General features: G+C 37.2%; 18 protein-coding genes and 1 tRNA gene. 9 read left to right on the top strand and 10 right to left on the bottom strand.

Annotated elements, in window-relative coordinates; all coding sequences use genetic code 11:
• Positions 1-25: 25 nt before the first annotated feature.
• From IO90_RS08460 to IO90_RS08450, 3 genes are all read right to left on the bottom strand, one after another.
• Positions 26-526 (bottom strand): transposase, encoded by a 501-nt coding sequence (locus IO90_RS08460; RefSeq protein WP_165570261.1) that lies wholly within the window; start codon positions 524-526, stop codon positions 26-28.
• Between the two features lie 152 nt (positions 527-678).
• Positions 679-1,026 carry an IS110 family transposase gene (locus IO90_RS08455; RefSeq protein ID WP_165570260.1) on the bottom strand — a complete coding sequence of 116 codons (348 nt, stop codon included), beginning with the start codon at positions 1,024-1,026 and terminating at the stop codon, positions 679-681.
• A gap of 161 nt (positions 1,027-1,187) precedes the next feature.
• The gene (locus IO90_RS08450) at positions 1,188-1,403 is read right to left on the bottom strand and encodes a hypothetical protein (RefSeq protein WP_034965731.1); all 216 of its coding nucleotides are present in this window, start codon (positions 1,401-1,403) and stop codon (positions 1,188-1,190) included.
• A gap of 55 nt (positions 1,404-1,458) precedes the next feature.
• On the opposite strand from IO90_RS08450, the gene IO90_RS08445 reads away from it, so the two are divergent.
• Together IO90_RS08445 and IO90_RS08440 are read left to right on the top strand one after the other, a co-directional pair.
• Positions 1,459-1,944, top strand: coding sequence for an RNA polymerase sigma factor (locus IO90_RS08445; protein WP_034965730.1), 486 nt, complete (start codon positions 1,459-1,461; stop codon positions 1,942-1,944).
• A 109-nt stretch (positions 1,945-2,053) separates the two neighbouring features.
• The gene (locus IO90_RS08440; protein ID WP_034965729.1) at positions 2,054-2,647 is read left to right on the top strand and encodes a hypothetical protein; all 594 of its coding nucleotides are present in this window, start codon (positions 2,054-2,056) and stop codon (positions 2,645-2,647) included.
• 110 nt (positions 2,648-2,757) lie between these two features.
• Here IO90_RS08440 and IO90_RS08435 read toward each other — a convergent pair whose 3' ends face one another.
• Both IO90_RS08435 and IO90_RS08430 read right to left on the bottom strand, forming a co-directional pair.
• Positions 2,758-3,669 carry a hypothetical protein gene (locus IO90_RS08435; RefSeq protein ID WP_051878442.1) on the bottom strand — a complete coding sequence of 304 codons (912 nt, stop codon included), beginning with the start codon at positions 3,667-3,669 and terminating at the stop codon, positions 2,758-2,760.
• A gap of 14 nt (positions 3,670-3,683) precedes the next feature.
• Positions 3,684-4,964, bottom strand: a complete 1,281-nt coding sequence (locus tag IO90_RS08430) for a tetratricopeptide repeat protein (RefSeq protein ID WP_165570259.1) — start codon at positions 4,962-4,964, stop codon at positions 3,684-3,686.
• A gap of 181 nt (positions 4,965-5,145) precedes the next feature.
• Here IO90_RS08430 and ruvX point away from each other — a divergent pair, with 181 nt between their 5' ends.
• From ruvX to IO90_RS08410, 4 genes are all read left to right on the top strand, one after another.
• Positions 5,146-5,559, top strand: coding sequence for a Holliday junction resolvase RuvX (gene ruvX, locus IO90_RS08425; protein WP_034965727.1), 414 nt, complete (start codon positions 5,146-5,148; stop codon positions 5,557-5,559).
• Complete coding sequence (gene def / locus IO90_RS08420; RefSeq protein WP_034965726.1) at positions 5,556-6,128, top strand: peptide deformylase; 573 nt, start codon at positions 5,556-5,558, stop codon at positions 6,126-6,128. Before ruvX ends, def begins: the two co-directional genes overlap by 4 nt.
• Before the next feature lie 108 nt (positions 6,129-6,236).
• Positions 6,237-6,806, top strand: coding sequence for a DUF5606 domain-containing protein (locus IO90_RS08415; protein ID WP_034965725.1), 570 nt, complete (start codon positions 6,237-6,239; stop codon positions 6,804-6,806).
• 196 nt (positions 6,807-7,002) lie between these two features.
• Positions 7,003-7,728 (top strand): ABC transporter substrate-binding protein, encoded by a 726-nt coding sequence (locus IO90_RS08410; protein WP_034965724.1) that lies wholly within the window; start codon positions 7,003-7,005, stop codon positions 7,726-7,728.
• 71 nt (positions 7,729-7,799) lie between these two features.
• On the opposite strand, the gene IO90_RS08405 is transcribed toward IO90_RS08410, so the two are convergent.
• Both IO90_RS08405 and IO90_RS08400 read right to left on the bottom strand, forming a co-directional pair.
• The gene (locus IO90_RS08405) at positions 7,800-8,246 is read right to left on the bottom strand and encodes a GAF domain-containing protein (RefSeq protein WP_034965723.1); all 447 of its coding nucleotides are present in this window, start codon (positions 8,244-8,246) and stop codon (positions 7,800-7,802) included.
• 4 nt (positions 8,247-8,250) lie between these two features.
• Positions 8,251-9,675, bottom strand: coding sequence for a hypothetical protein (locus IO90_RS08400; RefSeq protein ID WP_034968756.1), 1,425 nt, complete (start codon positions 9,673-9,675; stop codon positions 8,251-8,253).
• A 54-nt stretch (positions 9,676-9,729) separates the two neighbouring features.
• On the opposite strand from IO90_RS08400, the gene IO90_RS08395 reads away from it, so the two are divergent.
• The 3 genes from IO90_RS08395 to IO90_RS08385 all read left to right on the top strand — a co-directional run bounded on the left by IO90_RS08395 (position 9,730) and on the right by IO90_RS08385 (position 12,003).
• Positions 9,730-10,497, top strand: coding sequence for an MBL fold metallo-hydrolase (locus IO90_RS08395; protein ID WP_034965722.1), 768 nt, complete (start codon positions 9,730-9,732; stop codon positions 10,495-10,497).
• Positions 10,498-10,614: 117 nt separating this feature from the next.
• Positions 10,615-10,696 (top strand) — tRNA-Leu (locus IO90_RS08390).
• Positions 10,697-10,875: 179 nt separating this feature from the next.
• Positions 10,876-12,003 (top strand): site-specific integrase, encoded by a 1,128-nt coding sequence (locus IO90_RS08385; protein ID WP_165570258.1) that lies wholly within the window; start codon positions 10,876-10,878, stop codon positions 12,001-12,003.
• Here the strand turns inward: IO90_RS08385 and IO90_RS08380 are convergent.
• The 3 genes from IO90_RS08380 to IO90_RS08370 are packed head-to-tail and all read right to left on the bottom strand — an operon-like array spanning position 12,000 to position 19,220.
• Positions 12,000-13,826: a hypothetical protein gene (locus tag IO90_RS08380; protein ID WP_034965721.1), complete on the bottom strand. Its 1,827-nt coding sequence runs from the start codon at positions 13,824-13,826 to the stop codon at positions 12,000-12,002. The two genes, IO90_RS08385 and IO90_RS08380, sit on opposite strands and share 4 nt — an antisense overlap.
• Positions 13,816-14,904 carry a hypothetical protein gene (locus tag IO90_RS08375; protein WP_034965720.1) on the bottom strand — a complete coding sequence of 363 codons (1,089 nt, stop codon included), beginning with the start codon at positions 14,902-14,904 and terminating at the stop codon, positions 13,816-13,818. Before IO90_RS08375 ends, IO90_RS08380 begins: the two co-directional genes overlap by 11 nt.
• Complete coding sequence (locus IO90_RS08370) at positions 14,901-19,220, bottom strand: phage tail tape measure protein (RefSeq protein WP_034965719.1); 4,320 nt, start codon at positions 19,218-19,220, stop codon at positions 14,901-14,903. Before IO90_RS08370 ends, IO90_RS08375 begins: the two co-directional genes overlap by 4 nt.
• Positions 19,221-19,292: the final 72 nt, after the last annotated feature.

Here is a 19,292-nt window from a genome sequence, read left to right as displayed (position 1 = left end):
CATCATTCGCAGCCCGACTTGATTTCTATGGACAAACCAAATTATTTTGGTAGTTTTTCTCGTAATTTCTGCCGGAGTTCACCACTGCAAAAATACGGTGAATGATTTTGTTGCGTATATTGTTCAAAACCAACATCTTATTCTTTCCTTCAGACACTTTTCTCAAGTAATAGCTCCGCAAGTCATTCTCAGACCGTATCACACTCATCGAGGCAAGATGTAGAACACTTTTCAGAGATCTATCGCTGAACATCGATACTCGTGGCCTAAACCGTATCGAACTGCCTGACTGATGGTCAAATGGGACAACTCCCGAATAACAGGCCATTTTCCGTGCTGTGGTAATGTTTCTGAAGTTTTCTGTCTTCGCTAAAAACATCCACGTAAGAACGCGACCGACTCCCGGAATACTCTGCATCAAGGCACTCTTTTCACTTAGTTCCCCATCCGATTTGATGACCAGATCCATTTCCTTTTCCAAAGATTCTATATGATGCGAAAGAAGGGCGATTTCCTCCTTGTTCATTTTTATTAATTTCCTATCCAGGCCTATCGACTTTAAATTAGCGTAATTCTTGTTCTGTTGCAGTAATGCAGTTCGAAGCTTTATTTTGGATCGACGCTCGGATAGCAAAACCTTCAATTTTTTCAATGAAGCAGGGCTCGCTTCCCAAGGTTTCATCTCGCACTGGTTCTTAAGGAAAAAATGAATTCTGCGATCCTTTTTGCATCCACCTTGTCATTCTTGCCTCTCTGCAAGCCAAGACTTTTGCTCAAATGAAGCGGATTGATTACAAAGACCGTCCCTTGAAAATCTTCCAGAACTTCATACAGATTCCAGTTGTAGCGGCCCGTGTTTTCCATGCCCAATACAATTTCCTGTATATTTTTTCTAAAGGGTCTTAAAAACTTCTTGATCGAAGAAACGTCGTTTCCTATCACAAAAAAAGCTTCCCCACACTCACTTTTCACACAAATGTCAAGTGTCTTTGCACTGATATCAATGCCGATTGCCGTTTTTTTCATAATTTTGAATTTACCAATTAAACAAAAGGAAAGAGAAACTTTCATTCAATTCAACTCCTTAATAATGGGCTTAGATCCCTAATTTCTATTTGAATCTCAATGAAAGAAAGAGCATTTAATTCTAAATCAAGCCATGGGTTTTTCCCGGAGCGGAGCAAAGTTTAATTAAATGCTTTTCTCTTTTCTAAATTTAATATTTTCCAATCATATTTTATTATTGCAAATCTAAAGGAGTGGAAATCCTTTTTTGTGGCTGGATAAGCTTTGGCAAAAAAAAGCGGGAACGGAAGGCGGATAAAGGCGCCCAAATTGGGTTTGAGTGTTGATGGGTTTGAGTGTTTGAGCATTTGATTCTTTTGCTTTTTTGTGTCTTCCACTTTTTTTGTAACAAATAATTTTTATTTCTACTAACCGAATAGAGTTAAAGCAAGAATGGATTCTGAGAAAGAATTTTTAGAGAAAATCGATAAACATAAAGGGATTATTTTCAAAATCTCCAAAATGTATATGGACAACCGTGATGACCAAAATGACCTCTTTCAGGAGATTGTTTATCAGGTTTGGAAGTCTTTTTCGAGCTTCGAAGGGAAGTCTGAATTCTCAACCTGGCTTTACAGAATTGCATTGAATACGGCGATTATTTTCTTGAAATCGGAAAAGCGACGGAGTTTTATCCAAAACGATGATGTTTCGGTTTATAGAATCAAAGAGGAAGATTATAATCTGGAAGATGAGCTGAAACTGAAGCAAATGTACGAAGCCATCCAAAAACTAAATCCGATTGACAAAGCCTTGATTTTTTATTATCTTGAAGATTTTTCGGGGAAGGAAATGGCGGAACAAATGGGAATCTCGGAGGGAAATGCGCGGGTGAAACTGAACAGAGCGAAGGAGAAACTGAAGGAATTAATCTTATAGTGGGCTTCCCTTCGTCAAGCTCAGGATAAACTTCGCCTCAGCCTGACAAATATTCTCAAGACAGCACGAACTATCAACTATCAACTATCAACTATCAACTATCAAAAATATGGAACTCGATAATCTTAAATCACTTTGGAATAAGGAAGATGTTTCCGAAACGCCGGAGATTTCGCCAGAAAAACAGCGACAGATGCATCATCCCTTGGAACGGATTCGAAGAAATATGCGTCACGAATTTTGGTCAACGGTTGTTTTGATGCCAATTATCTTGATTGTAATTTGGTTTTTCCCGATTCCTTTCAGATTCAAACTTTACATTGAAGTTTTGGTAGCTTCTATGGCGCTGGTAACAGGTTTTTTCTTTAGCAAGTTTTTTAAATTGTACAAAGAAATCAGCAATCCGACATTGGGAACTTTAGATTCGCTAAAAGATTTGATGCATCAATTTGCGCTGAACAAGCAATATTATTTGTCTTTCTATCTGAGTTTTGTTCCATTTTTTGTTTGCGAAATCATCATTGTAACTGAGTCTATTCCTTACAGTCACGAATATACGGACGGACTTTTGGCTTTCAAATTCCTGCTTTCTATTTTGTTTGGCTTATTTGTGCTCTACTTTGCCGGAAATTGGTGGTTCAAACATTTCTATGGAAAATATATTGCGAAAATCGAGGTTTTGGTTGAGGAGATGAAGAAGTAGATTTGAAATCCAAATTTTTCGATTCATTAATAAAAAAAATTCATCAAAGTTATTCCCGTTTTCAGTGGGTTTAACTTTGATGAATTTTTATTTTTCAAATTGATGTCAAATTATTCCTGATAGTAAGTTTTGAATTTTTGCAAACTTGAATCATAGATGATTGCAATCTTCAAATCCTCTGCATTTCCGATGATTCCGTCTTGTGGCGAAGAAACCAATCCGTCGGAATTCATAATCACAGATGCGCCTTTTCGGAAACTGTTGATTCGCATTTTGTCTGTATAATTTTCGGAGAACGCGGTGTATGGCAATTTGGTTGCGCTGTTGGTGCAGATGATTAGGATTCTGCTGATTTGCTTGTCGTTATTATCCAGAATCACCGCGACATCTTTGAGTCCGTCGCCATCATAATCGCCGAAAGCCACTGATGATTTTGCGCGGTCAGCGTTTTGAGTGATCGTATATTTGTTTCCGTTGCTGTAATTGTCCTCCAGCAAGATCTTCTTGACGCCAGATGCCAAACCGGAAAATGGCGCCAGAGAAAAATTCTTTTTGTACTCATCAAACTGATAATCGCTGATGAACGAACTGCCGTCAAACTCATAAGTCGTCGCATTTTTGTTGGTGTAAGGATTATCGAGAAAAACTACTTTTCTTGAATCGTTGGAGCGCGAATCATCCACGTAAACTTTGTCGCCGAAATTCAGTTTTCCAGATGGTAAAGCCAGGGAGTTGGCAATAACTCGATACTCGCTGAATGGTGCACCTTCTTCGCCGTATTCATCATAATTGACAGGCGTTTTAGCAGAATCTGTCGTGAGTTTCGCGGAATCTTTTACGAGCGTTGTGGAATCTTTTTTCGCAGTTCCAGCGATTGTTTCCGGGTCATTTTTCTTTTTGAAAACGAAGAAGAGAATCACAGCAATGATTAGAGCCAAAACGCCTAAACCGATATAAAGTGTGTTCTTTTTGATTTTAATCTCTTCGGATTTTGTTTGATTTTCATTAATGTTGTTTTCCATAATTTATTTGTTTTTTAATTTTCCAGAACGCCTTTTGACAGGAATTCATTCAATTCTTTTTTGAATTTTGTGTGAGGTGTGTTATTTAAGATTTTGATTAATATCGGCGCAACTTTCTTTTGCTCTTCGGCAGATTCAAAATACTTTTTTGCGATTGTCAACGTTTTCAAAATCGGCAATTGCAGTTCTTTTTTGTTTTCGAGGTCTGGGCGATTGTAATCTTTATGTTCCGAAAATACACTTTTGTATTTTGTGACAACAGCATTCACTTCTGCGTCATCCACCTTGTTATTCTTTTTTAAATCTTGCAGAAGAAGTTGATAAGAAGCCAAATAGTCATAAAATCTTCCGTGCATCAATTCCTCGGAATCCAGATTGCCTTGCAGAAATTTGTTCGTAAGCTCCAACGTCTTTTTGTAATCTTGAAGATAGTAATAAAGATAGATATTCTCAGACAAAGTCGGTTTGTCGATGTTTTTATAAATCTCTTTCAGGATTGGCTTGGCACTTTCCTTATCTTCCCAAACCAAATCATTATCAAACAACTTTTCAAAGATTGCATATCGTTTTCCTGATTTAGAAATTTCATTGATGAGTTTCAGAGTGCTTTCCTTGTACTGGACATTTTCGTCGTTTTTAAGATTTTTAATCATCAAAGCAATTTGAGCACCTAGATAAACATATTTTTCTTCATCAATATCAAACATCACGAAATCGTCTTCTGCAACATAATTATCAAAAAACGTGGTAAAACTTTTGATGCTCTTTTCGTAATCGCCAAGATTTTTGTAGCAACGACCATACAGCGAATTAAAATGATTTTTCTTATCAATCTTCGCTTTGTCCATTAGCTTAATGGCTTCTTCACACTTCTGAAAATTCTGGGCATTGGATGCGGCGTTCCAAAGATTTTGCTCAGAATCTTCGTCCATCAGATATGCTTTGATTGCGTATTGATAAGCTTTCTCGTCATCATTAAGATAAGTGTAACTTGCAGAGAGATTGGAATAATACAAAGCCAAATCCTCCTTGTCATCCGGCGATGCGTACAACGCGGCCAATCGGAATTTCTCCTTTGCCTTTTCGAAGTTTTTACTATTGAAATAAGCTCTTCCGGCATTGTTCAACGCTCTTACATTTTTGGGATCTTCCGTCAAAATCTTTTCGAAAACGGTGACAGCTTCTTTGTAGTTTTTGGAATCTAACTGATTGTTGCCGTATTCCATCCGTTCGTCAAAACTTCCATTTTGTGCGAAGGAAAACAAGCCTGCCAAAAGTAAAACTGTAGTAAACATTTTTTTCATCTATCCAAGTGTTATAATCATTAAATATAAAAAAAATCTTTCTTAATCTCATCAAAAATAAGAAGTATCGAAGCGCCTCAAGATACAGCGCAACTGATTTTGTGCCAAAGATTTTACAATCTGTATCAATCTCATTTCCGTAAGCTGAAAATTTTTGTAAATTTGCCAACTTATGGGACAAATCCTGTCGATTGACTACGGAAAAGCAAGAACTGGAATAGCAGTGACAGACGATATGCAAATCATTGCAAGCGGACTGACGACGGTGGAAACACCAAAGCTGATGGATTTTCTGAAAAAATATTTTTCCGAGAACCAAGTAGATGAAATCGTGATAGGACTTCCCATAGATTTGAAAGGCAATATGTCCGATATCGAAACTGAGATCCAGAAATTCATTTCAGGCTTCGAAAAGGAATTTCCGGATAAAAAGATCAATCGTCTCGATGAGCGTTTCACTTCCAAAATGGCTTCGTTTTTCATTAGCCAAAGCGGAAAAAACAAGAAACAAAGACAGGAAAAAGGATTGATCGACAAAGTAAGTGCAACAATCATATTGCAGAATTTTTTAGAACAAAAAAGATGATTTTACCAATTAGAGCCTTTGGCGACTCTGTTTTGAGAAAAAAAGCACAGGAAATCAACAAAGATTATCCTGAGCTGAAAACACTTATCGAAAATATGTTCGATACGATGAACGGTGCCAACGGAATTGGTTTGGCGGCGCCTCAGATCGGTTTGGACATCCGTCTTTTCATCATCGATGTTTCGCCTCTTGCGGATGACGAGGATTATGAAGATATTGCGGACGAATTGAAAGACTTCAAAAAAGTGTTCATCAATGCAAAAATCTTGGAAGAGTCTGGCGAGGAATGGAAATTCAACGAAGGTTGTCTCAGCATTCCGGAAGTTCGTGAGGACGTGAAGCGCAAATCGACCATCAAAATAGAATATTACGACGAAAATTTCGTTAAACATACCGATACTTTTCAGGACATCAGAGCGAGAGTAATCCAGCACGAGTACGACCATATCGAAGGAATTCTTTTTACAGATCACTTGAGCGCTTTGAAGAAAAAAATCGTAAAAGGAAAACTTCAAAAAATTGCAAACGGCGACGTGAGCGTGAATTACAAAATGAGGTTTCCGAAGTAAAGATGGAAATTGGATGCGGGAAGATGGAAGTTTTCTCAATTCGAATCAATCAACCATTAACAGACAACTATCAACTAAGTTAAAATAGATTAAAGAAAACATACTAAAATGCAGTTAGAAAAAATTATTTCAATCTCCGGAAAACCGGGACTTTTCAAATTGGTTTCTCAACTTAAGAACGGATTTATCGTTGAGGATATCTCTACCAAAAAGAAAACAAGCATCTCCAACTCCAGCCAAGTGAGCCTTTTGGATAATATTGCAATGTTTACATTTGACAAAGAGGTTCCTTTGTTCGAAGTTTTTGAAAATGTTGCAAAAAACTACGATTATAAAGCGACCATCAGCCACAAATCTTCTGGCGACGAGCTAAGAGAATTTATGTCTGCATCTCTTCCAAACTACGATTTGGAAAGAGTTTACGAATCTGACATCAAGAAATTGGCGCAATGGTACAACCTTTTGCACAAAGCAGGTTACATCACACCAGAAAGTTTTGTAAAACCGGAAGCTCCAGCTGAAGAAAAAGCAGAAGAGGCAAAAGGAACTGAAGAAGCAACTGAGAAAAAACCAGTGGCTAAAAAAGTGCCTGCTAAGAAAACTGAAAAAGCAGAAGCTACTGAAGAAAAGCCAGCTAAAAAACCAGTTGCTAAGAAAACCACTAAAAAAGAAGATTAGTTAAATTTTCTTTCCCCTACTCTAAAGGGAGAAAATTGATTAGTTTTAAATTTATAAAACTCTCTCAGAAATGTTTATTTTTGAGAGAGTTTTTTGTTAATATGTCTTCGAGAGCCTCAGACTGACATCTTTAAAAGTAATAATATTGTCACACTGAGCGGAGTCGAAGCGTTTTACAAATTAGATTTTCATATTAATGAAAGTAGTTTCACTAGTTCCATCGATTACGGAAACCTTGTTTGATTTGGGTTTGACTTCTAATGAAATAATTGGAAGGACAAAATTCTGCATTCATCCGAAAGAGCAAGTCACAGATGTTGAGATCATTGGCGGAACGAAGAACCTTAATATTGATAAAATCAAAGCTTTAAAACCCGACCTTATCATTGCCAACAAGGAAGAAAATGTGAAAGAACAGGTTGAAGAATTGATGAAAGACTTCAAAGTTTTGGTAACGAATGTGGAGACTTTGGAAGACAATTATTATTTGATCAAACAACTTGGACATTTATTTGGGAAGGAAGAAAAAGCGCAATTTTACAATCTGAAAACTTACGAATCTTTTGATATTCCGAAGCCTGAAAACAAATTGAAAGTCGCTTATTTGATTTGGAAAGATCCTTATATGACGGTTGGTGGCGACACTTTTATATCGAGGATCTTGGAAGAATTGGGATTTGAAAATTTGTTTAAAGACCAAAAACGTTATCCCGAAGTTCGATTGAAGGATTTGAAAGAAGCGGATTTTATTTTCCTTTCGTCAGAGCCTTTTCCTTTTAAAGAAAAACATATTGCGGAAATTCAGGATGTTTGTGTTGATCAGAAAATTATGATTGTGGATGGCGAGGCTTTTTCGTGGTATGGATCTCACTTGGCTAAGTGTGGGGAATATTATCGAAAGCTGTTGGAGGAAATTAATTAGCAAAATTAAATTGTAAAAAAAGTCGCAAAATAAATTTACGACTTTATATCTGTAATTCTGATTTTAATATTCTACAAAATCTTCGCAACCTCATCGCAAAGCCACTTCAGCATTTCCTCGTCATCTTTTGTGAAAGGGTCGATGGAATGACTGTCGATATCGATTTGACCGATGTTTTCGCCGTCTTTGAAAATTGGAACCACAATCTCTGCTTTTGTGTCAATTGAACAAGACAAATAATTATCCTGAGCCTTAACATCTGGCACCACGAAAGTCTCACCGGAAACCGCTACCTGACCGCAAATTCCCTTTCCAAATGGAATGATAATGTGATCTGTAACCGCACCAACGTAAGGTCCCAAAGCCAATTCATCCTTGTCGCCGTTTTTGAAATAAAAGCCTGTCCAGTTGTAATATGGGATTTCTCTATCCAAAACTTGGCAGATCTTCAGAAGTTTGACATTTGTATCTTGTGGACTTTCCAAGATAATTGAAAGTCGTTTTTTTAGCTCTACCATTGTTTTATTTTAATCCGTCGAAAGTTAATTCTTTATATCCGAACATTCCTCGTTCTTTTATCATTTCTGCCACGCCTTTTGGTAATTCCTCTTCCCAGCCCAGATCTTGGGAGATGATCTTCTTCAAAATCTCTCTAGAGTAGATTTCCAAGAATTTCGGATTGTAGTCGTCGATGTCCACAATTCTCTTGTTGAGCTTGAAATATTTGTATAATTCTTTCAAATTGTCGTGAACCTTCAGGTTTTCAGAAGTCAGCAATTCGCCATTTTCTGGATCTTTGTAAGGATACAGATAAACGCGCATATCCTTTTTGAAGAACTTGCCAAAGGCTTCCAAAATTCCGCCTGGGAGATTCTTGTAATATTCCTCATCGAAAACGTCCAAAAGGTTGTTAACGCCCATTGCAACGCCAATATGTTGATTGGTAAACGATGAGAAATAATCCACCATTCTGTAATATTCGGAGAAATTGGAAATCATCACCGTGTAACCTAAAGTCCCCAAAATATCGACTCTGTCAAGGAAATCCCGCTCGTCAATATCACCGGAAGCCCGGAGATTTGAAATCGTAATTTCGAAAAGAATCTGCGTATTCTCGCGGTCGCAGGCATTATCCTGACTGAACATTTGCAAACCGTGCTCAAACATATCAATGTTCACACGCGTCACGGGACGGAAACTTCCTCTCACCGCGAAAATATTTTTCTTGTAGAGAATATCTGCCGGCAACATATTGTTTCCTTGAGAGTTGAAGATCACTGCGTCCGTCATTCCCAATTTTACCAATTGAAGACTCATCAAACGGTTGTCCACATATTGGAAAGCGGGTCCGCTGAAGTCGATCATATCAATTTCCAAACGATCCAACGATAGGTCATCATACAAAGATTCTACTAGAACTCTTGGATTATCAATATAAAAATAAGCGCCGTAAATCAAGTTTACCCCCAGACTTCCCAAAGTTTCCTGTTGCAAAGTCGGATTGATCTCCTTGAATTTGACGTGGATCACGATCTCATTGTATTCTTCCTGCTCAGCATTCTGGTATCTGATGCCGACCCAGCCATGGCCTTTGGAAGTTTTATCAAAATTAATTGTAGTAACGGTATTGGCGTAGGAAAAGAACTTTTTCCCCGGATTTTTCTCTCTCGGGATCCTCTCTTCTATGAGCGCCATTTCGTAGCGCAACATTTTACGGAGACGGTTTTGCGTTACGTACCTGTTTTTGTTTTCTGTGCCGTAGATGGCATCACTAAAGTCCTTATCATAAGCAGACATTGCTTTTGCAATCGTTTGAGAAGCACCACCAGCTCGGAAAAAATGTCTCACAGTTTCTTGACCCGCTCCTATCTCCGCAAAAGTACCGTAGATGGATGAATCTAAATTGATGGCTAATGCTTTCTGCTTAGGGGTAAGTTTTGGCTTTATCACGAAGAATTAGATTTATTTTGTAAATTTACCAAAATAACAGCAAAAATAAAAATGCTTTTAAAATTTTTAGGAACCGGAACTTCACAAGGCATTCCAGTCATCGGCAGCCATCATCCGGTTTGTCTCTCCAACAACATCAAAGACAAGCGATTGCGTACCTCCGCATTGGTAACTTCTGACTCTGGAAAGAAAATATTAATTGACTGTGGACCCGATTTTCGCCAACAAATGTTGACCAATGGCGAGGAGCAGATAGATGCTGTTCTGATCACACACGAGCATAATGACCATATTATTGGGTTGGATGATTTGCGACCTTTGATTTTTAAAAATAAAGCTTCGATGCCGATCTATTGCAATTCTCGGGTTGGGATAGAAATCAAAGAACGTTTTCCTTATGCTTTCTCAGATCAAAAATATCCAGGCGCGCCAAGTTTTGATTTATTTGAAATTGAGGCTGATTTCAAATTATTTGATGAAGTGGCAGTTCAGCCGATTGACATCATTCATTCCGAAATTAATATTCTTGGGTTTAAATTTAAGAATCTGGCCTATGTCACCGATGCCAACAAAATCAATGACAAGGAAAAAGAGAAGTTGAAAAACCTGGATTTCTTTATCATCAATTGCCTCAGAAAAACAGAACCTCATCATTCGCATTTTATTTTACCAGAAGTTTTGGATCTGGTTGAGGAACTTAAACCGAAAAAAACCTACTTGATCCACATCAGTCATCACTTGGGCTTCCACGATGAAGTGGAAAATGAGCTTCCGGATAACGTTCATCTCGCTTATGACGGGTTGGAAATTGAATTTTAGAAAAAAATATAATTTGATTTACAGTTCGTTAAAAAATAAATAGCAATTAATTTGAAAATCATTTTTATCGACTGAAAAATATTTCTATATTTGCACACCAATTTAAAACAAACATCAGCCCAGTTGGCGGAATTGGTAGACGCGCTAGACTCAAACTCTAGTATCGAAAGATGTGCCGGTTCGATTCCGGCACTGGGTACTCTCAAGGGAAAAACATTACAATAGACTGAATTCAGTGGAAAGTATGTTTTTCCCTTTTTTCTTTTCCCATAGGCGATATACAGCCAATTGTTGTCAATATTTATACAAATATCAACAACAATGCTTTTACAGAGAAACTCAATTTTTGACACAAGGTTTGACACAAAAAAAATTTTTGTGACAACATCATACAGATTTAGCCTTAGAACTTATCAAGACAAGGAAGGAAAATGCTTAATTTATCTGGACGTTCGTGATTCAAAAAAAAGAATCAGATATCCGATTGAAATAAAAATAAATCCATCACTTTGGGACCCGAAAAAACAACGACTAAAAAAATCTTCAGATAAGCATATCCAAGAAATATCAAATGCATACAACTTGGTCTTGGAAAATATAGAAGCAAAGCTGGTTCAAATTAAAACTACGTTCATTCTAAGAGAGCAATTTTTAGACGCTGAAACAATGATTGAAGAATTCCAAACTAGTTCTCCGGATTTCGATTTCATTTCCTTTTATCGCCATCATCTAAGTCTCCAAAGCTATTCGAAGCAGACTTTGAAAAACCATAATTCTGTTCTGAAAAAATTATCTGAGTACAAGTCAGAAATTCCGTTTCATAAAATTGATGAAAATTTCTTTTTGGGATATCGAAAAAAATACAATAAGAATAGCGAAGTGACTTATTTTTCTGATGTAAAATGTATGAAGAAATTTCTAAACCTGGCAGTTAAAAAAGGCATTAGAATCGGAATTGAAATGGAAGATTTGAAGATCAGATTTGCAAAGCAAGGAAGAGTTTATCTGATGCCGGATGAAGTAAAAAAACTGATCAACTATTATTATAATGAATTCATCCAGGAATCTCATAAACTTCCACTCGGTTACTTTCTCTTCAGTTGCTACACAGGATTAAGAATTTCCGATATTCAACAAAGAAAAAGAGAGGAAATTTTGCACGGCGTTTTTCAATTCAACCATCAAAAAACGGGTAATTTCCAATCAATGAGATTGAATGAAGATGGAAAAAAACTTTTGCTTCACAATCCAGATCTTTTCAAAGTGAAAATAGTGGAGCAGAAAATAAATGCGCATCTAAAAATAATTGCAGAGCGTTGCAAAATAAGTAAAAAGCTAACCATGCATGTTGGCCGGCATACTTTCGCGACAACTTACTACAGAAATACAAAAGATGTTATTGGTCTCAAAAAACTACTTGGCCACTCAAATATCAGCAATACTTTGATTTACACGCATCTGGTCGAAGGTGAAGAAATGGAAGGACTTGAAACCGTTACCTATTAGTAACGGTTTTCGGTCTCAATATCATACTTTGTGAGATTGTCTTCATAAAAAGTCTTGATGATGGTTTTGACCTTATGGAAACAGCCATAGGCATAGATTGGCATCTGTGAATTTAGATTAGACAATCTTCGTTTGGTCAAAAAAGACCATTTCATAAGGTCGCAATTCAAACGATTTTCAATGTAATTATCAATTCGGTCATAAACACTTTGCATCATATTTTCTATCGAAATTCCATTATTATAGCCAAAATCTTGTAATCCTGAATATCTAAATAGCGCAATTCCTTTGACCTCCGATTCCGGTTCTTCCAATTTCAAATTTCCTACATAACCGATTCCAGTTAAATTCTTTAGAGGATAAGCATTCAATTCAATAAGCGACGCTTTTGGAAAATCGCCTTTTTGTACTTCTTCCAAAGTCTTGTTTTTGACCAAATAATCGGAAAATCCTAATTCCTCAGGAGCGGAATAAGTAAGAACAAAATCTGAGCGGTCATTAGCAAGGATTTCGGGATTTATCTGCTCGCTAAATTCCAAATTCAAATAATCCGTTGGTGGTTCATTGAGATTGTAATTAATGAAAACTTCATTCTTCGACGTAATTGTCACTACGTAATTTCTCAATTTTAAAACCATGTTGAAAATCTCCTTGAATGTAGCCTCCGGCATATATTTATTTAATTCTAGGTTAACAGGAAGTTGAAAAAAAGACTTCCCAACAGGATTCAAATAAACATCATAAGTATTGCCTGGATCATTGATATAATAAGTTACATTGTTAAACCATACTTTATATTCTACAATTATTGGACTTTCAAAGGTTTCAGTATTATATGTTACGATTGTGCTTTCAGGAGCTGTCTCGCCAACATACTCTTTACCTTTGCGGTAAAAATTGAATAGTAACACGTTATTTGTTTTATCAAATAGTTCAATTTTCACTTCAGCTTCATCAGGTACAATATTAAAAATTTCGGCAGACAAAACATATCTTCCTATAATTTCAAACTCTTCTTTCTTTTCATAATTAATGATATCAACACCGTTGTTTTTCAAAGGCATTTTTTTTGAGTCATAATTTGATTTTGAATCTGCAATATTATTTTGATCAACGCATATTTGCTGAACATATTCATCTTCCAAAATATCTCCTTTAACAATCAAATCTTCATTCAAAAATGCTCTTTTGATAATAAAAAGCAGATAAGGAATAGGTTTTATCTGATTAAAGATAACTTGTCCTTTTTCCGCGAATTCATTTCGTAGAATTCGATTCGCAGATTCACCATCGTAAATATTACTATCATTGAATATAAATCTACCACCATAAAGATCATTTTCATTTAAAAAACCTTCAAAATACTTACTATTTATAATTCTCGGAAAGCAAATATCAATCTCCGGATATATTTTCCCAATATTGGCGTCGATGTGATCATACAGACCGTCTGTTTCTAAAGTTCCAAAATCAATCTCAGAAAGGTTTTTGTCCATAATTCCCAAAACTCCAACGCCAAATTCAAACTGAACTTTCAACTCCTTCAGCTGACCACCAAGAAACTTAATGATGCAAGGCGAAACCACTCCGTCAACATTGATATACCCTTTGTCCTCCTTTCTTTTTTTCGCATTGGGATTTAGATAATCTGGGAAAATTCTTTTGATCAAATCAGTTTGATAGATATTGTAAGGATAAGTCCATTCTACAAGAATATCTTCGGAAAACTCGCTGTTCTCGTCATTGATTGTAAATCCGGTTCTTGGCACCGGCAAAACGTATTTTCCGGATATTTCGGTAAAAAAAATACTGCTATTTTTCATCAAGTTCAAATTCTAAGGTGTAATCTTCGGTCAACTCCATGTAACTGTCTTCTATCGTCAATTCTTCGGAAGTGCAATACATTTCTATTTTTTCATTAATATCGTTTTCAAAAATCCAAGCGATTTTGGAAGTGGAAAGATCTTTCAAAAGTGGAATTTCAGAAAAAAGTGACCACCCAAGATTCAGTTTCAAAGATGTATTTTTCAAACTTCCAGCTTTTCTTTCGCGGAAATTCTTTGCATATTCATTGAAAAAATTAGTCAGTTTGATTGATTTATTTTTCTTTCCGGAAAATGACAGGCATTGGAAGATATTGCTTTCATTTATCCACATAATATTATACGAATCCATCGACAAAGGATAGTTTATTGCCTTCACGTCATAAGACGATCTAATATGATGAATGTAAGCTTCCTCATAATTATAGAACGCCTCCGGATATGTATTTTCCTTCGAATTGAAACCATCTGAAAAACCATCCGAAAACGCTCTTGGAATTAAGTTTTGACCCGCATTTTGCGAAAACAACAATTGATAGATGTTGTTTGGTGCGCTTTCTTTTTGCTTGTCAAAAACGACCTCTTTTCCTTTGAAATCAAACGCTATGTTCTGAGTCGGATAAAAATATGCAAAAGGCAAAATCGAATTGAAATTCAAGCTCCTTTCGATAATGGAGCCATCTGCAGGAATGCAAGATTTGTATCCAGCATGAAAAAGCAAATCCTTGATTTCAAATTCTTCCAAAACGTTGTAAGAACCATCCAGAAATTGGATTTTGAAATCAACTTTCACCGGTGCGATATCCAACTCTAGATTATTGAAAAAACTATCGATTTGCTCGTCTGTCAAAACCGCATATGCTTGAATGTCCTCTCCTGGATTATATTTGAAATTTCCTGATTTAAGCGCAAACTGTGATTCGAAATCGTAAATTTCTCCCAGTTTTTCGACCTTGTAAATCACGTTGACGAAAATTGCTTCTGAATTATAGAATGATAAAAAATTATCATCCAGACAAAAATTCAAAATTTCAAAATTATTGCTGATTTTTTCCGTTTTTGGTGTGCTTTCTATCATTTTCTTGCTGAGTTTTTATAGCTGTTATATTCTTCTGTCACGTCGATTATATCTTTTGCAGTGTCCATATCCTTCACCAGATAAGCGCGGAATTTCGTTCCTGCGACTTTGTTCAAAGCCTCGGTATTTCTTTCGATAACTCCAGTCATTGTTGAATTGTCCGGTGTTGAGACTGACGGGCTTGTACTTCCAGAATTTGACACGCTGTTGTTTTCCAAATATGGATAATAACCACCTTCGAAACCTCGTGATGATGCGATCTCGTTTCTAAGGATGTTTTTCACTTCCGGACGAAAACGACTATATGTTGGCGAGTCTATAACCAGCTCAGTACCTTTTTCACCAGCAATAAAATGCGTAGGTCGGTAAACTTCGCCAGATTTAAGCGGTTTTCTCTGAACTCGGAATTTTTTACCATCCTGCTCTCTTCTCATATCGTACTCCATACCAAAACCTTGCTCGTAACCTGGTGCTTCTGGAAGTGGTGTAGCCATAATGGTTGCTAATTGCAGAGCTCCCGCCGCAGTCGCAACTGCACCCATGGCCAACCCTAATGGAAAGAAAGGCTGTGTGTTTAATGCGTTAAGAACTGCCATTGCCGTACTAACAATTGCCTGTCCAATTTGGACTTTTCTTTGTCGTTTTGCTGCTTCATATTCCAATGTTGCTTTTTTTCTATCAGTCTCCTCATTTAACTTTTGAATAGCAGCATCATATTGTTCTTGATTTATTTGACCTCTGTCTAATTTTGCTTTTAATCTAGTTTCTTCAATCCTAGCTCCGCGTTCAACTTGTACGATCTTTGCTTGCTCCTTAGCTTGAACCAAGGCATAATATTGACCGAATGCATTTTGCAAAAGACCAACCGCCGCTGTTAGACTTTCGATAACGTTCTCGCCGTTTTTTATATTATCATAAAAATCTTTCCAGTCATCAGTGGACATTCCTAAGATGTCCGTTTTTCCTTTTTTCTTGGATTTACCTAATTTTTTACCTTTATCATCATCACCATTGGCAAGATCTTGCTTTTTGGATGCAACCTCGGCAACTTTATCTCGAACTTCCTCAAGTCGTTTTGTAACCTCTTTTTTCTGTTTTTCTGAAAGAATAGACATGTCCAGACCTTCATACATTGAGACCATCTCTTGAAGATGAGTTGTAAGCATCTCCAATTCCTGCTGCTGATAAACTTTACCAAGTTTCTTCTTACCCTCTTCCCACGTTTTGATTTCTTTAAGTTCTTTATCGGAAACCCGACCTTTGAGACCTTCTTTTAATTGCTCAAGGTTTTCGTAAGTGCCTAATTCTTCATTTTGTAATCGCTTAAGTCTTTTTAATTTTTCCTGAAAATCATCTTCCTGAGTTTTTAAATCTTCATTTTGATATTTAGCAGTAATAGTTTTTCGCTTCATTGCAAAGACTTGAGCCTGTGCTTCTTTCTCATCTTCCAACGCTTGGTTGTTGGAAGTCCAAGATTGCTTCAAAGCTTCGAAAAGAGCCTTATCCTCGCCTTTGGCCGCATCAATTTTTCTCTGAAGAATATCAAATTCTGACTTGCCAATTTTCTTTTTATCCAACTCAGCTTTTTTACGCTCTTCTTGAATAAATAATTGAGACATTTCTTTCTCAAAACCTTCATCCATAGCTTCTACAATGGCATCCGTCGTATCAAGTTCGATTTGGCGCGCCAATTCTGCGGCTTTTTCTCCGTCGGCTTTCAAACGGTCCATTTCTTTTTGATGTCGCTCTGCTAAAATCTGAGCTTTACGCTCCGCCGCTAAACGTTCTTTTTCTAATTTCTTTGCCGCCTTTTCATCATCTGGATCAGAAGTGTCATAATCAGAATTCTTAACTGTTAAATCAGCTATTTTCTTTGATAAAGAATTAATATTACCATCTACCTCTTCCAATTTTTTATTGGCGTCTTCTGCTATTTTACTTATAAGCTCAATTTTTCCCGCACTACCAGGATCTTGAGTGTAGCTATTTTTAAGTTTTATGGTACTTCCTGGAATAGTAACATCTGTGCTAGGACTTTGTTTATCTTTGGCTTCGTTTGCTAAATCCGCAGAACCTTGGATTTTTTCTCTCTTTTCATATTGTTCATCTAACATGCCTTGTAAAGCTCTAGCTTTAGCTGCATCCTTAATTTTATTAACCAAAGAACTATAAATAGCGTCAAGACGGGAAGTAGCACGAAATTCCGCATCCAATGTGCCTTGAAACGATGGTGAAATTTTAATTAATTCATTATAAGCATTCTTACGATCTTGAAGACTGGAATGCTCATCTTTCAAAACCATAATCAGGGGATCTATTTTGCTTTTAAAGTCTCCTACCGATTTTGCCTGCTCATCCATCACACGTTTAGAAACCTCGCCTGTGAAGCTCATTTGCTTTGCTTGGTTTTCAAGCGAATCAGCACTTTCATCTACAGAATCACTTAATAAATAATATGCAGACGCCGCTAAAAATACTAATGTTACTACTGCTCCTATTGGATTAGCAGTTAAAGCTGCAGAAAACCCTCTCAGAGCAAATGTAGCTTGTGCAGTATCTTTTGCTACTTTAGCATAGGCATATCCCATCAATGCTAAACCAGCTGTATAAAGTGTATTAATGCCATTTCCTAATCCTGTAACTATTTGTCTGGCTTTTTCTACGACCGTCAGTCCCAGCACCCTCTCTATTGCTGTTTTCATCAAACCGTTGTAAACGCCCGTCACAACATTCATTCCTATGAATGTCGCTGTTGTAATAGCTACAATCTTGACAAGAACCAAAAGAAAGTTTCTATATTTAGTTATAGCACCGTTTGCATCTTCTACAACGCCGATGAACTGCCCGAAAAGTGTAACAGAAGTATTAATGAAATCCGCGATAGTTTTACTTACGAAAACATCTCCAATTCTCTTTTGAATTTTTTCATAGATTGCTGCCGTGTTGTTATTTACTTTATTGAACTCATTTTGAAGTGAAGTACCTTCCTCTACTGCTTGGTTAGCTATTTCAACACTATCTCTAAAGCGATCTGTATTAGCAGTTGCAGCACCAATTACACGCTGTACTTCATTATCAGATAATTTCAATTTATCAAGTACATTTTGAAGATCAGTACCTTCAAGACCTTTAAGACCGTCAGAGAATTGAAGGAAGAATTCCGCAGGATCTGTATTAATTAAATCTTTAACTTCTTGCACCGGTCTGCGCATTACTTTTGCAAAACCTTCAGCATTGTTCGAAGCCACACGAATAAACTTACCAAATCCAGAAGATGCTATTTCACTATTGATTCCAAATTCTTCAAATGCAGAACCGAATCCTAACAATGTATTAAGGGCAGGTTTAGAGGCAGTAGGCAAAGAACCAAGCCTCGTAACAAAATCAGCAATATTCTGTTCACTACTTGACCCTTGCGCAGCCAACTCATTAAGCGCAGAACCAATCATGTTGATAGAATCTGCAATCGGTAAATCTCTCGTCTCACTATAGAGACTGGCAATCTTACCTAATGAATCAGCTAATGCATCAACTCCACCAGACCAACTGTCTCCTAACGCCACATATGCTTTATCCACCTCACGTGTAAAATCTGCAATATCAGCTTTTGCTATACCTAGACGTCCGCCTACTTCCGCAATCTTCATGAGATCTAGTTTGCTGGTCCTGGTATCAAAGTCAGAGAAAGACCGTGTGAGCTCTTCCACTTCCTTGCGTGCCATACCCGTGGTCTTCTCAATGCCGGACATGGCATCGGCCATCTTGTTATTACGGTCGATAATAGCTTGAACGGAAACGCCAAAACCTACAAGGATAGCCACGAAAGCTGTCATCATCCCCGAATAGTGATTGAAGCGCTCCGATAGATTCTTGAAGGAAAGTGCCGAATCTTCAGCTCCCTTCTTCACAATACCCATTCGAGCATTCACCTTATCCAACTCTGCCTGTAGTTGCTTGGCAGGTTCGGTGCCTGGTATTACTTCCTTTAGTTGACGTTTGAGCAGTTCGGCTTCTTTCCGCAATTGCCCCATGGTCATCTGGGTCAGATCCAATTCGCCACGAAGCTTCTCCATCTTATCCTTATTGGCATCGATGGAGGCGTTGTTTTGCTTGATCTCTTGGGTCAACTTATCAAACTCATCCGAGTTGGCTTTGTTTCGCCTTCCCAGCGCCGCCTTCTTCTTTTCCAAGTCAGCGGTGCTGGAAGCCAATGCATCATTCGCTTTCTTAAGATTATAGATTTCCTGTTGTCCTTTGTCTGAGTTGACAACGATGGTCATCCGCATTATCTCATCACGGATCTGTTTACTTGCCATGGTCTTAGTTTGACCGCAAGGTGGTGAAGGTGCGCGAGCAAAATTGTGACGCAGTTTTCGCCCTCAATCACC

Source organism: Chryseobacterium sp. FH1 (assembly GCF_000735135.1).
Taxonomy (GTDB): Bacteria; Bacteroidota; Bacteroidia; order Flavobacteriales; family Weeksellaceae; genus Epilithonimonas.
The sequence above is the reverse complement of the archived record's forward strand: the minus strand, read 5'-3'. Positions and strand labels throughout refer to the sequence as shown.